A 14524-nucleotide genomic window follows, 5' to 3' on the forward strand; every position below is an offset into this window, starting at 1 on the left:
TCTACCTTTTATAATTAATAAACATTTCTAATAAATTGAGTATTTCCTTAGTTGTTGATAATGTTAATGCTTTTTTTGCTAATTCTTGAGCTTGATTAAAAGATATTTTTCGAATAATTTTTTTAATTTTTGGAATGCTTATTGAGCTCATACTAAATTCATCTAATCCCAATCCTAATAAAAGAACAGTAGCACGTTCATCTCCCGCAAGTTCTCCGCACATACCAGTCCATTTTCCATGTGCATGTGAAATATTTATAACTTTTTGAATGAGTTTTAAAACAGCTGGATGCATAGGATTATAAAGATGTGAAATTAATTTATTTCCTCTATCAACAGCTAAAGTGTATTGTGTTAGATCATTAGTACCAATACTAAAAAAATCTACTTCTTTAATTAAATGTTCTGCGATAATAGCTGAAGATGGAGTTTCTATCATAATGCCAATTTTAATATTTTTATCAAATAATATTTTATTTTTATTTAATTGAGTTTGTAATTTTATAATCTCTAATTTTAATAATTTAATTTCTTCTACAGATATTATCATAGGAAATAAAATATGTATTTTACCAAATGCAGAAGCTCGAAGAATCGCATTTAATTGTGTATGTAATATCTCTTTACGATCTATTGAAATACGTATAGCGCGCCATCCTAAAAAAGGATTTTCTTCTTTTGGTAAGTTCATATAAGGTAAATCTTTATCACCTCCAATATCTAGAGTTCTAATGATTACAGATTTATTTTGCATTAATTCTGCAATTGTTTTATATGCTATAAATTGTTCGTTTTCAGTAGGTAAAGAATTGCGACCCATAAACAAAAATTCAGTACGATATAAACCAATACATTCTGCGCCATATTTTTTTGCAGAATGAATTTCTTTAAGATTACCAATATTAGAACCAATTTTCACACTATGACCATCGATAGTAGTAGCATGTAAATTCTTTAAAATTATTAATTGATTTTTTTTTAATAAATAATTTTCTTGTATTGTTTTTTTTTGATCAATTAGTTCATTAGATGGATTAATAAAAATTTTATTATTAATAGAATCTAAAATAATATTATCATTATTTTTTACTAACTTTGTAATGTTTCCTGTTCCTACAATCGCAGGAATTTCTAAAGATCTTGCCATAATAGATGTATGTGAGGTTTTACCTCCTAAGTCAGTAATAAATCCTAAAATATATTTAAGATTAATTTGTGCTGTTTCAGATGGAGTTAAATCTCGTGCGATTAAAATCACTTTTTTATTAATATTATTTAAATCAATAATATTAAGGTTAAGTATATTTTTTAATAAACGATTTCCGATATCTCTTACATCAATTGCTCTATTTTTTAAATATTCGTCTTTGAGTTTTTCTAATGCTTGAGCTTGTCCTTCAATAATCATTTCGGTAGCAGCTGCAGCAGATATTTTTTTTTCTTTGATCAAAAATATTATTTCTTGTTCTAATTCTTCATCTTCTAAGAGCATGATATGCCCTTCAAAAATACTCTCTTTTTGTTCGCCTAATTGTTTTCTAGTCTTAATTTTAATGTCTGTTAATTGTTGTATTGATTTTTTTCTACCTATAAAGAATTTTTCTATTTCTTGTTTAATATTATTAATATTAATTAAATTCCGGTTAATAACAATTTTTTCTTCTTTTAACAAAAGAGCTTTTCCAAAAGCTATACCCGGTGATGCTAAAATGCCTGAAATCATAACATTACCTTTAATAATAAATTTTGTCTATTCAGCAATAACAAATGACGTGTCAGGCAAATATATACTTTTATAAATTTATTAGAAGAAATATGCGCATTACATCTAATATTATTAGAAAATTTATAAATATGTTTTAATTATATATTATTCTAGTTCTGTCATTATTGCAGATAAATGTTCAATAGCTTTTTTTTCATCTTCACCTTCAGCTAAAAGTGTAATTAAGCTACCTTGAATTAAACCTAATGTTTGAATTTTGAATAAACTTTTTGCATTTACTGATTTACCATTATAAATAATAGAAATTTCAGAAATAAATTTTTTTGCTTCTTTTACAAATTGCGCAGCTGGACGAGTATGCAATCCATGTGGAGCAGTGATTTTCACTTCATTTTTAACCATTTCTTTTCCCTTAATAATATTATGTGAAATAATTTTTTAATATTGTTTAAATTTTTTATTTTTTTGTAAAACATAAAATATATTTTTTATAACAAAAAAATAAGATTGTTAAGAATTTTTATTTTATAATAGTTATTATAATAATTTAGTTGATGATTTGAATTTAATTAGAAAATAATTCTGTACTTAAATAACGTTCTCCTGAAGATGGTAAAATCACAACTATTTTTTTATTCGAAAATATTTTTTGTTTTTGTATTTTTATAGCTGCACATAAAGCAGCACCAGAAGAAATTCCTGCTAGTATTCCTTCTTTTTTCATTAATTTTTTAGCCATTATGATTGATTCTTGACTAGAAACAGTAACGACTTTATCAATTAATGTTAAGTCTAAATTTTTAGGAATAAATCCAGCACCAATACCTTGTATTTTATGTGGTCCAGGTTGTATTTCTTCCCCTTTTAAAAATTGTGTAATTACGGGTGATTCAGAAGGTTCAACAGCAATACTAATAAAATCTTTCTTTTTTTTAGTAATTTTTATATATCTTGTGATTCCTGTAATAGTACCTCCTGTACCTACAGCAGAAATTAAAATATCTACCTTCCCTTCAGTATCAAGCCAAATTTCTGGTCCAGTAGTTTTTTCGTGAATTTGAGGATTAGCAGGATTTTCAAATTGTTTTAATAAAAGATATTTTTTTTGATTAGACAAAGCTATCTCATTAGCTTGAGAAACAGCTTGTTTCATTCCGTATTTTCCATCTGTTAGTATTAATTTTGCTCCTAGTGCTGTTAGCAATTTTCTTCTTTCAATAGACATTGTATCAGGCATAATTAGAGTTAACTTATAATTTCTTGAAGCAGCAACATAAGCTAAGGCGATTCCTGTGTTTCCGCTTGTCGCTTCTATTAATTCTATATTTTTATTTAGTGTTCCATTGTGTTCTGCGGCCCATATCATATTAGCACCAATTCTACATTTCACACTAAAACTTGGGTTTCTTGATTCTATTTTTACTAAAATATTTCCTTTTCCTATTGTTCTTAAACGAACTAATGGCGTATTACCAATAGTAAAAGAATTATCTTGATATATTTTACTCATATGATTCCTTGTTTTTGTTTAATTATACTTATTTTATAATTTTCAAAAATTTCAAATTTATTATAAGTAAAAATTATAATATAAAAAATATTTTAAAATACTAATATTATTAATTTATAATTTTTGAGATAATTTATTACATTTTAATTATTTTTATAATAAATTTATGACATCTTTAAAAAAAAAAATTAATAAATTAAAAAAAAATATTTTACAATATGAATATTTTTATCATACTTTAGATCAACCAATTATTTCTGATGCAGAATATGATTATTTATTAGAAAAATTATATAATTTAGAATTAGAAAACAAAGAATTAATTACTTTAGATTCACCTACACAAAAAGTTGGCGCTAATTTATTATCCAGATTTAAAAAAAACCAACATTTCTCTCCTATGTTATCTTTAGAAAATACATTTGATATAAATGGATATTTAAATTTTAAGAAAAAAATTAAAAAATCTATTGGCATTAATAAAAAAATTATTTTTTGTTGTGAACTTAAAATAGATGGTATAGCTATTAGTATAATTTATGAAAGAGGAATATTAGTACGAGCTGTAACTCGAGGCGATGGTTTAAAAGGTGAAAATGTTACTCATAACGTTCGAATGATTCAATCAATACCTTTAAAATTAACTGGTTCTGATATACCTGAACGATTAGAAGTTCGAGGTGAAATATTTATGTTAAAATCTGATTTTATAAAATTAAATAAAGAATATAAAAAAAATTCAAATAAATGTTTTTCTAATCCTCGAAATGCAGCAGCCGGTTCATTACGTCATATTGATTCAAAAATAATATTTGAAAGAAAATTAATGTTTACATGTTACATGTGTATTTTTTTTCCAGATCTAACTCAAACATTGACTACTCATTATGAAAGACTTATGAAGTGTGAATATTGGGGTTTACCAGTTAATCCAGATATTATAGTTTGTATAAATAATAATGATATTTTTGATTTTTATAAGAAATTTGAAGAAAAAAGACGTATTCTCGATTTTGATATAGATGGTATTGTTATTAAAGTAAATTCGATAGAATTACAAAAAAAATTAGGATGTAATACAAAGTTCCCAAGATGGGCTATAGCATTGAAGTTTGTATCTGCAGAAAAAATTACATTATTAAAAGATGTTAAATTTCAAGTTGGAAGAACAGGTGCAATTACGCCCGTCGCTTATTTTGATGCTGTATGTATATCTGGTGTTATAATAAGAAAAGCGTCATTACATAATAAAAATGAAATAGAAAGATTAAATTTACACATAAATGATTCTATTATAATTTGTCGATCAGGTGATGTTATACCCAAAATATTAAGTGTTGTAGAAGCTTTACGTTCGAATCATGAGAAAAAAATTGTTTTTCCTAAATATTGTCCAGTATGTCAAAATAAATTATTAGAAAATTCAGAAGATAAAATAATTCGTTGTCATGCTGGCTGGGTATGTGCAGTTCAAAAAGAAAAAGCCTTAGAACATTTTTTTTCTAAAAAAGCTTTAAATGCTGTTGGATTAGGTCCAAAAATTATTCATGAACTAATTCAAAAAAAATATGTTAATAATCCTATAGATTTTTTTTATCTCACAGAAATAAATTTAATGCAATTAAATAATTTTGGACGTAAAAAAAGTCTAAAAATACTTGCTTCAATTCATTCATGTAAAAAAACTACGTTTAAACGTTTTATTTTTTCTTTAGGTATATCAAATGTAGGTGAAGTTATTGCTGAAAAACTTGCCAATCATTTTGTGAATTTAGAAGCATTAATGTATTCTGATATTTTAAAAATTAGTTTAATATCTGGAATAGGAAAGACTATTGCGCATAATATATATAATTATTTTTCTATAGTTTCTAATTGTAAGATGGTTAATAAGTTAATAAATGAAGTAGGTATTTTTTGGAATCATCAAGAAATTGATTCAATAGAAAATAAAAATTTATTTTTACTTGATAAAAAAATTGTTTTAACTGGTGTATTCAAAAATATTTCCAGAACAGAATTAAAGAAACTATTAATTCAGTTAGGAGCTAAAGTTTTAAATCATATCTCTAAAAATATTGATTTTTTAATTTGTGGGAAAAAATTTGGTTCTAAATTATATCAGGCTAAAAAATTTAAAATTTTAATTATTTATGAAGAAGATTTGTACAATTTTATTAATTTTAATCATAAAAAAATATAAAAAAATATTTTTGGGTCGTGCAGGATTTGAACCTGCGACCAATTGATTAAAAGTCAACTGCTCTACCAACTGAGCTAACGACCCTAAAAGATTTTTAACTATTTTTAGTTTATTAAACTAGTTTAATAAAATATATTTTAGTATATTTTGGTAGGTGATGACGGACTCGAACCGCCGACTTCCTCCGTGTAAAGGAGGAGCTCTACCAACTGAGCTAATCACCTGTTTAATAAAATATATTATTGACTATTGTAAAGCTAGGAGAATTATAGAGTCAATCTTTTTTTTAAAAAAAATATTTATTTGTTGTAAATTTAATCACAATAATTAAATTATATTCTTTTTTAAAAGTATATTAAAAAAATCTAATATTTAAAGAAATTTTTTATGTTTTTCTAAAATTTTTAAAATCAATATGAATTCTATAAGGTATTTATGATAATTAAAACTCGTTTTGCACCTAGTCCTACTGGAAATTTACATATTGGTAGTCTTCGTACTGCTTTATATTCTTGGTTATTTGCAAGACATCATAATGGAAAATTTATACTTCGTATAGAAGATACTGATCTTAATCGTTTGGATTCCATTTCAGTTAATTCTATTTTAAAGGGATTAAAATGGTTAGGTTTAAATTGGGACGAAGGGCCTTATTTTCAAACTAATAGATTAAATAGATATAAAGAAGTTATTTCTATGATGTTAGAAAAAGAAGATGCATACGTATGTATTTGTTCATCTGAAAAATTATTAGAAATAAAGAAGCAACAAATTCAAGAAGGATTAAAACCACGTTATCCTGGCATTTGTCGCAATTTAAAAATTAAGGATATATTCAATAAAAATTATGTCATACGATTTAAAAATCCACTTGTTGGTGAAGTTATATTTACAGATCAAGTTAGAGGCAAAATTATTTTTAAAAATACAGAATTAGATGATTTTATTATTCAACGTTCAAATGGTATGCCCACTTATAATTTTTGCGTTGTAATAGATGATGTAGATATGAAAATTACCCATATTATTCGTGGAGAAGATCATATTAATAATACACCACGTCAAATTAATGTGTTCAAATCTTTAGGTTTTAAAATACCTATTTATGCACATTTATCTATGATTTTAGATGAATCAGGACAAAAATTTTCTAAAAGAAACAATGCTTTAAATATATTAGAATACTATCAAAATGGTTTTTTACCTGAAGCGTTATTAAATTATATTATAAGATTAGGTTGGTCTCATGGTAATCAAGAAATTTTTAATAGAGAAGATATGATAAAATTATTTAACTTAAAATCTATTAGTAAATCTGCTAGTATTATAAATACTAAAAAACTTTTATGGATAAATAAATATTATATTAATAATTTATCATTAAATCATATTGCTCAATTACTTAATAATTATATGCAAAAAAAAGATATTAATATTGCTAATGGTCCTGATTTAAAAGCTTTATTAGAATTATTTCAAGGTCGTCATTGTACTTTAAAAGAAATGATGGAATCTTTTCGATGTTTTTATGAAGAGTGTATTATTTTTGATTTTAAAATAGCTAAAAAATATTTAATAGTAGAAAATTATTTTATTTTAGAAATATTTTATGAAAAAATAAACAATTTATCTTATTGGAAAAATAAATATATATTAATTATCATTAATGATATAGCAAAAAAAACGAATTTAGAAAGTAAAGAAATAAATATAATATTACGTTTTGTTGTTACAGGTAATTTGCATACTCCAAGTATAAGTTCTGTAATTTATTTGATTGGAAAACAAAAAACGTTATTAAGAACACAAAAAGCTATGAACTATATAAAAAATATGTAAAAAGTTGATCAATATCTTTTTAAAAATAATTGTCTATGATGATAACAATACTAAATATAAGTAAGATGATGCTTCATAAACCAAGTTTGAAATATATAAATTTAGAAAATAATATTGACAGAATTCACCTGTTTTTATATTGTAACATTTTGGGGCTATAGCTCATTTGGTAGAGCGCTTGCATGGCATGCAAGATGTCAGCGGTTCGATTCCGCTTAGCTCCAAGAAATTCTTGTAAATTTTTTAAAAAAATAAATTTTTTAATACTGTGCTATTTTATAAGCACAGTATAAAAAATTATATATTAATTAAACCTGTTGATTCATTATCTCTTGATAAGCTGATACGAATTTATTTCTTACTTGGACAGCTATTTGTGTAGCAATATAAGATTTGTCTAAATCAATCATGATATCATTAAGAGATATATGCGGTTTATTTAGTACAAATTCTTCATTATCAGTTTTTGCATTACGTTGAGTATCACTTACTTCTTTTAAAGCCCTTTTCATGTTTTTGAAAAAGTAGTCATTTTCTGCTTTTTTGCTTGAACTTGTTTCAAGCCAATTAAATGTAATTTTTTTAATATCTTGATTATTTATATTATTAATAAACATGGTCTTCCTCATATGTTAATACTTTATTTATACTTGTTCTTGAAATATTATCATAATATCTCTTGAAAGATATCAAAAAAAATATCTTTTTTGATATATTATTAAATAGTATTTTTAAAAGTATTTATTTTATAAAAATATTTTGTATTTATATTCACTTTTGAAATAGTCAGTTAATTATTTCATTTTTATTAAATTATATTTAGGACTAACTATTTAGATAGGAAGATTTCATGAATTTTAGCACTATAGAAGATTCGTTTTTAAAAAAGAAAAACAAATTTAGTAATTTTGCATCTCGATTTTTAAAAAATTCTCGTATTTTAATTATTTTATTAACAGCTACCGTAATTACTGCTGTCTCTGTTTCAATATGGATTAAATCTCCTGATTATGAAGTTTTATATAATAATTTGTCTAATGAAGATAGTGGAGCTATTATTAATGAGTTAAATAAAATTCAAATGCCTTATCAGTTTACTGATATTGCAGGTCAAATATCTGTTCCTAAAAATAAAATTTATGAAGCTCGTTTGCATCTGGCAGAAAATAATCTTCCTAAAAATAGAGGAGTAGGTTTTGAATTATTAGATCAATCAAAATTTGGGATTAGTCAATTTCATGAAAAAATAAATTATCAACGAGCTTTAGAAGGAGAATTAGCTAGAACTATACAAAGAATTCAAGTTATAAAAAATGCTAGAATACATATAACTTTTCCTGAATCATCATTATTTTTACAAAATAAAAAATCATCATCTGCTTCAGTTATTGTCGAACTTCAAATAGGGTATAAATTAAATGCAGGACAAATTAATGCTATATTACATTTGATATCTAATAGTGTATCTAATTTACCAATAAAAAATATTACTATAGTAGATCAATTAGGTACATTGTTAAATCAAAGTTCTTTTGAATATGATCAAGAAAATAATATAAAATTGAAATATACTAAAGATATTGAAAACCGTTATATAAATAGAATAAAAAATATTTTAGAACCATTAGTCGGAAAAGGTAATGTTTACGCTGAAGTTACAGCGCAAATTGATTTTAATGCACAAGAAAAAACACAAGAACAATATTCACCAAATACTAATCATAAAAATCAAGCTATAAGATCTCATCAAACAAGTGTGCATGATCAGACAAAAAAAGTCGATGTACCTAATGCTTTTTCTAATTCTAATAATAATTTAGGTTTTAATCAGGAGACACATAATAAAAAAGAATTAAATTCTAAAAGTAATAATGTTAAAAATGAACATACACCTGTTGATAAAACAGTGACTCGAGATAATACAATAAATTATGAATTAAATCATAGTATTTTACATACTAAAATGAATATTGGAGAGATAAAAAGATTATCAGCAGCAGTAATTGTTAATTTTATTAAAGATGAAAATGGTAAAACAATACCTTTTACGCCAGAAAAAATAAAAAATTTTGAAAAATTAACTCGTGAAGTAATAGGATATTCTGCATTGAGAGGAGATAGTATTCAAATTGTGAATGCATCATTTTTTAAGCATAAAAATAAATTTCCAGTACAAGTAAATCATGTTCAAAAAGTTGAATCCACAGATCATTTTTTTGTTTTTGCACCATGGATTTTTTCATTTTTATTTTTAATATTTTTATTAAAAAAATATATTTTCCCTGATTCTAAAAAAAATGATTTTAAAAACATAAGCATTTCTGAAGAAAACAAAAATATAAAAAAAACTAATGATTTAGAACAAGATATGTTTCAATTTGATATACAAAAAAATAATAACTTAGACAAGTTAATTCATCAGATTGGTAATATATCTAATCAAAATCCACGTACTATCGCATTAATTATTCGTGAATGGATGAGTGATAAAATATGATTTTAAATGGTACTGAGAAAAGTGCATTATTATTAATGACAATAGGAGCTAAGCAAGCAGGAGAAATATTAAAAAACTTGACTCCTGTTGAAGTGCAAGAATTAATTATTTCGATGATTAATATTAAGAGCGTTTCTAATAAAAAATTGCAGGAAATTCTTGCAGAATGTTATAATCTTGCTATAAAAAATAACACTTTTAATTACAACAATAGTGATGAATATATTTGTAAAATATTAACTGAAGCATTAGGAGAAAAAGCAGGAACTTCTCTTTTAAAAGAAGTATTAGAAGCACGTAATGCTAAGATATCTATTAAAACGCTTAATAATATGGATGCAAAAACAATAGCTTTTTTATTAAAAAATGAACATCCACAAATTATTACTACAATACTTGTGTTTTTAAATCAACATCAATCAGCTAAAATTCTTTCTTTTTTTAATAATGAAAAACGTGCTGAAATTATATTAAGAATTACAGAATTTCATGGAATTAAAGATGATCTTTTGATTCAGATTAATAAAGTCATGAAAAATTTAATAGATAATAAAAAATTAATTTTATCAGAAAAAGGAGGGGTAAAAACTGCTGTTAAAATTTTAAATCAAATGGAAATAAAAAAGGAAAAAGAAACTATAAAAATAATCAGTAAATTGAATGAAAAATTAGCAAAATCAATTATAAATGAAATGTTTTTATTTGAAAATATAGTAGATTTAGATGACAAATATATTAAAATTGTGATTCAAAATTTAGAAAAGGAAAAATTATATATTGCGTTAAAAAATACTACATTAGCTATTAAAGAAAAATTTTTCAAGAATATGTCTGATATAGAATCAAGACAACTTTCTCAAAAATTAGATAAAAAATCTTATATTTCTAGTGTGTCTATAAAAAATGAACAAAAACTTATTTTAATTATGATTCACAATATTCTAAAAAATGGAGATCTTTTATTAGAAAATTTAAGAGAGTATTATGTCTAATTTAAACTTAAAAAAAACATGGGTAACGTGGTCTCCACAAGAAGTATTTTTAAAAAATATTGAAAATAATAAAATAATGTTGTTTGATTTTTATAAAATTAAACAAGAAGATTTTTGTGTTCAAAATAATGAAAATAATATAGAGAAAGAATCAAACATTGACGAAACAAACATAGAAATATATGAAAAAGCTTTTAAAAAAGGATTTTTAGAAGGTCAATTAGCTCATGATATTATCACGCAAAAATTAAATAATTTATGCTTATCTTTTGAAAATGATATTTCTAATTTTGAACATCAATTATATTCTGAATTATTGAACATTGTTTTAAAAATTTCGTCTTATATTATTGGAAAGAAAATTGATATTGATCAAGCCATGTTAATTAATTACATTCAAAAAATCATTAATGAACATGGTTCTTTTTTAAAAAATCCTAAACTTATCGTGCATCCAGATAATAAGATATTAATAGAAAATACATTTAAACAATTTATCAAGAATTATCAATGGACATTCGAATATGATAATAGTATTGACTTAAATAGTTGTAAAGTTACATCAGAACATAGTTATATCGATGCTACAGTTAATGCTAGATGGCAAGAATTATATCGTCTTATATTTTCAGAGGAATATTAATGAATTTAAGATTTTCTAAATTATTAAAAAAGCTTTCTTCTTTTGGAAATCAGATTGACCAACTATCTAATATTTTGAATTATGGTCGACTTATAAGTATTAATGGATTAGTTTTAGAAGCTTTCGGATTAAATAGTTCTATAGGTTCAGAATGTTTTATAGAACGTATAATAGAATCAAAAAGAAGAGATATTATAGCTGAAATCATAGGTTTTTCAGGAAAAAAAACGTTTTTATTAGCCTCTGAAGATATTAGCGGTGTATTACCTGGAGCTCGTATTTTTTTAAAATTAGGAAATCATAAAAACTATTCTTTAAAAAAAATACCATTAACTACTAAATTATTAGGAAGAGTATTAGATGCTCGAGGTAATCCGTTAGATCAGTTACCTAAAATAGATTATAAATATTATTCTACAATAGAAAAAAAGATTATTAATCCATTAAATAGAACATCAATTACTGAGGTATTAGATACTGGAATACGTTCAATTAATGCGCTTTTAACTATTGGAAAAGGTCAAAAAATAGGAATTTTTTCTAGTTCTGGTATTGGTAAAAGCATTTTACTTGGAATGATAGCAAAATATACAAAAGCTGATGTTATTGTGATTGGTTTAATTGGAGAACGGGGTCGAGAAGTAAAAGATTTTATAAAAAACACGTTAGGTACTAAAGGTTTATCGAGATCAGTAATTATTGCTGCTCCTGCAGATTTTTCACCTATTTTAAAAATAAAATCTGCATCTTATGCAGCTAATATTGCAGAATATTTTTTTAAAAAAAATCAAAATGTTTTATTAATTATTGATTCTTTAACTCGTTATGCAATGGCTCAAAGGGAGATTTCATTATCATTAGGTGAATTACCAGTTGCTAAAGGTTATCCAGCATCTTTATTTTCAAAAATTTCAAGTTTAGTTGAATCTACTGGGATGGTTAATAACAAAAAAGGTTCAATTACTTCATTTTATACAATTTTAAATGAAGGTGAAGATGAACAAGATCCAGTTGCACATTTAGCACGTTCTATATTAGATGGACATATCATATTATCTCGTTATTATGCTGATGCAGGTCATTATCCTGCAATTGATATTGAATCTTCTATTAGTCGAGTAATGCCTAATATTATTGATTCAAAACAGTATAAGCAAGCATCTTATTTTAAAAAATTAGTTTCGGCATTTCAAAGAAACAGAGATTTAATTAATATTGGAGCTTATGTTCATGGAACTGATATGATTTTAGATCATGCTATTAAAATTTGGCCAAAATTAGAAAAATTTTTGCAACAAAAAATATCAGAAAAACATAATTATGATGCTTCTTGTAAAGATTTAAATGAAATATTTCTTTAAAACTTCAATAATATTTTGGATATTTAACAAAATGAAAGATAAAAACAATATTTTTGCTATCTTAGAAAAAATAGAAAATAATAAAATAAAAAAAAAATGATGAAGATTCAAAATATCTATTTAAAAAAAAATAAAACATTAAATCAATTAGAAATCTTAACTAGTTATAAAAAAGAATATATAAAAAAAATGCATGCAGAAATGATATCAGGTATTAGTGTGCATTGTTTAATAAATTATCAAAGTTTTATTGTTATGTTAGATCACATTATCCAAGAAAATTTATGTGTGATTGAAAATGATACAAAAATTATTAAAGAGAGTATAGAAAATTTAACTAAAAATCATATTAATTTAAAAACTTGGACATATTTAAATGCAATAAATAAACAACGTATATTAAAAATAAAAACCATTAAAGAACAGAGCATTAATGATAATTATACTCAACTAAAATTTCTTAAAAAGGATGCTTATTTTAATGTCGGAAATAATGAATCACATAATATTTCAGAACAATACGATTAATGAAAATAATAATTTTTTGTATTCACTTAATAAATTAGATGTATTTACTTCTATTTTTAATATATATAATGTATCTGCATTAAAAAAAGAAATCAAATTGAATACGATATTAGCAGAAGAAAAAAAATACAATGATAAAAATATTATATATTTTAATTTTAATTATATATTGAATAATTTACTAAATATGTTTAATAAAAATGAAATTTCATATAATTCTACAGAATTAAAAATGATCAAAGATAAAAACATAAAAAAAAAAACAATAGATATAAAGAATGATAATAATTCTATACAGTTCAATTCTTTTTTAAAAAATATACGTAAAATAAAACAAATAAAAGAATATCGTAAAATATTTTTAAAAAAAAAATTATCGCATCAAATTCAAGAAAACAAAAATCAATATAAAAATAATATAAAACAAAATAATCAAACATATAAATTAAATAATATAAATAAAGTAAAAAATTTACAGTTTTCTAAAATTAGATCTCAAGATCTTCAAAAAAAAATAAAATTTTGTAAAGAAAAAATTAATATCATTCATGACAATAAAAAAATAGCTTTAGCATTAGATTTTAAAATTGCTCAAAATAATTTAGAAAGATCTAACATAGATAATAAATTTTCTACTATAATTAATAATCAATATAAATCCAATATATTAAATCAAGAAGAATTTGAATCATTAAATATACAAAAAATAGTTTTAAAAAGTTCTAATAATTTTATCGAATGGAAAAATTCAATTAATCAAAAAATACTTTCATTAATTTCTAAAAATTATAGTCAAGTTAAAATAAATTTAAAACCTGAATCATTAGGATCAATAAATATTATAATTAATATGAAAAATGATAATATTATATTACAATTTGTTTCAACACATAATAAAGTGAGAATGTTATTAAATGAATGTGTGCCTTTTTTATCTAATGAGCTGAAAAAGCAAGGTATTAAATTAAAAAAATGTAATATATTCAGCTCATTTAAACATTATACAAATAATAATTACAAAACTTGCTCTAAAAAATATATTAATGATATTGATAAATTTGAAAAAAAAATAAATATATATGAAAAAGAAATCAATTTTATAAAATCTAAGAGAACAGAGAAAACAGATTGGTATGTATAATAATTTTTATATATCTTTTCAAGAAAAATAGTTTTAATAAAAACCTTGTAATGTATCAGCATTTATTTTTGTTTATAGATTACG

General features: G+C 23.2%; 12 protein-coding genes and 3 tRNA genes. 9 read left to right on the forward strand and 6 right to left on the reverse strand.

Features of this window, described 5'->3' with window-relative positions; all coding sequences use genetic code 11:
- Position 1: 1 nt before the first annotated feature.
- The 3 genes from ptsI to cysK form a co-directional block, all read right to left on the reverse strand.
- Positions 2 to 1723: a phosphoenolpyruvate-protein phosphotransferase PtsI gene (ptsI, locus tag BUAMB_RS00305; RefSeq protein ID WP_014499794.1), complete on the reverse strand. Its 1722-nt coding sequence runs from the start codon at positions 1721 to 1723 to the stop codon at positions 2 to 4.
- 147 nt (positions 1724 to 1870) lie between these two features.
- On the reverse strand, positions 1871 to 2128 hold the full coding sequence (locus BUAMB_RS00310) for an HPr family phosphocarrier protein (protein WP_014499795.1): 258 nt from the start codon (positions 2126 to 2128) through the stop codon (positions 1871 to 1873).
- A 163-nt stretch (positions 2129 to 2291) separates the two neighbouring features.
- Positions 2292 to 3236 carry a cysteine synthase A gene (gene cysK / locus BUAMB_RS00315; RefSeq protein ID WP_014499796.1) on the reverse strand — a complete coding sequence of 315 codons (945 nt, stop codon included), beginning with the start codon at positions 3234 to 3236 and terminating at the stop codon, positions 2292 to 2294.
- A gap of 166 nt (positions 3237 to 3402) precedes the next feature.
- Between cysK and ligA the strand changes: the two genes are divergently transcribed.
- On the forward strand, positions 3403 to 5439 hold the full coding sequence (gene ligA / locus BUAMB_RS00320) for an NAD-dependent DNA ligase LigA (RefSeq protein ID WP_014499797.1): 2037 nt from the start codon (positions 3403 to 3405) through the stop codon (positions 5437 to 5439).
- Positions 5440 to 5450: 11 nt separating this feature from the next.
- Here ligA and BUAMB_RS00325 read toward each other — a convergent pair.
- Together BUAMB_RS00325 and BUAMB_RS00330 are read right to left on the reverse strand one after the other, a co-directional pair.
- Positions 5451 to 5523 (reverse strand) — tRNA-Lys (locus BUAMB_RS00325).
- A 64-nt stretch (positions 5524 to 5587) separates the two neighbouring features.
- A tRNA-Val gene (locus BUAMB_RS00330) sits at positions 5588 to 5663 on the reverse strand.
- A 211-nt stretch (positions 5664 to 5874) separates the two neighbouring features.
- Here BUAMB_RS00330 and gltX point away from each other — a divergent pair.
- Positions 5875 to 7278: a glutamate--tRNA ligase gene (gltX, locus tag BUAMB_RS00335; protein WP_014499798.1), complete on the forward strand. Its 1404-nt coding sequence runs from the start codon at positions 5875 to 5877 to the stop codon at positions 7276 to 7278.
- 151 nt (positions 7279 to 7429) lie between these two features.
- A tRNA-Ala gene (locus tag BUAMB_RS00340) sits at positions 7430 to 7502 on the forward strand.
- A gap of 84 nt (positions 7503 to 7586) precedes the next feature.
- Here BUAMB_RS00340 and fliE read toward each other — a convergent pair.
- A complete protein-coding gene (gene fliE, locus BUAMB_RS00345; RefSeq protein ID WP_226988378.1) occupies positions 7587 to 7907 on the reverse strand; it encodes a flagellar hook-basal body complex protein FliE in 321 nt (106 codons plus the stop codon).
- Between the two features lie 221 nt (positions 7908 to 8128).
- Here fliE and fliF point away from each other — a divergent pair, with 221 nt between their 5' ends.
- The 6 genes from fliF (at position 8129) to BUAMB_RS03040 (ending at position 14440) form a co-directional block, all read left to right on the forward strand.
- Positions 8129 to 9775, forward strand: coding sequence for a flagellar basal-body MS-ring/collar protein FliF (gene fliF, locus BUAMB_RS00350; RefSeq protein ID WP_014499800.1), 1647 nt, complete (start codon positions 8129 to 8131; stop codon positions 9773 to 9775).
- A complete protein-coding gene (fliG, locus tag BUAMB_RS00355) occupies positions 9772 to 10767 on the forward strand; it encodes a flagellar motor switch protein FliG (RefSeq protein ID WP_014499801.1) in 996 nt (331 codons plus the stop codon). Before fliF ends, fliG begins: the two co-directional genes overlap by 4 nt.
- Positions 10760 to 11410 carry a flagellar assembly protein FliH gene (locus BUAMB_RS00360; RefSeq protein WP_014499802.1) on the forward strand — a complete coding sequence of 217 codons (651 nt, stop codon included), beginning with the start codon at positions 10760 to 10762 and terminating at the stop codon, positions 11408 to 11410. The genes fliG and BUAMB_RS00360 overlap by 8 nt, the downstream gene beginning before the upstream one ends.
- Positions 11368 to 12771, forward strand: a complete 1404-nt coding sequence (locus BUAMB_RS00365; RefSeq protein ID WP_044035031.1) for a FliI/YscN family ATPase — start codon at positions 11368 to 11370, stop codon at positions 12769 to 12771. Before BUAMB_RS00360 ends, BUAMB_RS00365 begins: the two co-directional genes overlap by 43 nt.
- Before the next feature lie 99 nt (positions 12772 to 12870).
- Positions 12871 to 13299, forward strand: a complete 429-nt coding sequence (locus BUAMB_RS00370; RefSeq protein WP_158306988.1) for a flagellar export protein FliJ — start codon at positions 12871 to 12873, stop codon at positions 13297 to 13299.
- A complete protein-coding gene (locus BUAMB_RS03040; RefSeq protein ID WP_050793202.1) occupies positions 13265 to 14440 on the forward strand; it encodes a flagellar hook-length control protein FliK in 1176 nt (391 codons plus the stop codon). The genes BUAMB_RS00370 and BUAMB_RS03040 overlap by 35 nt, the downstream gene beginning before the upstream one ends.
- The last annotated feature ends 84 nt before the right edge of the window (positions 14441 to 14524 follow it).

It is taken from the genome of Buchnera aphidicola str. Ua (Uroleucon ambrosiae), assembly GCF_000225465.1.
GTDB lineage: Bacteria > Pseudomonadota > Gammaproteobacteria > Enterobacterales > Enterobacteriaceae > Buchnera > Buchnera aphidicola_B.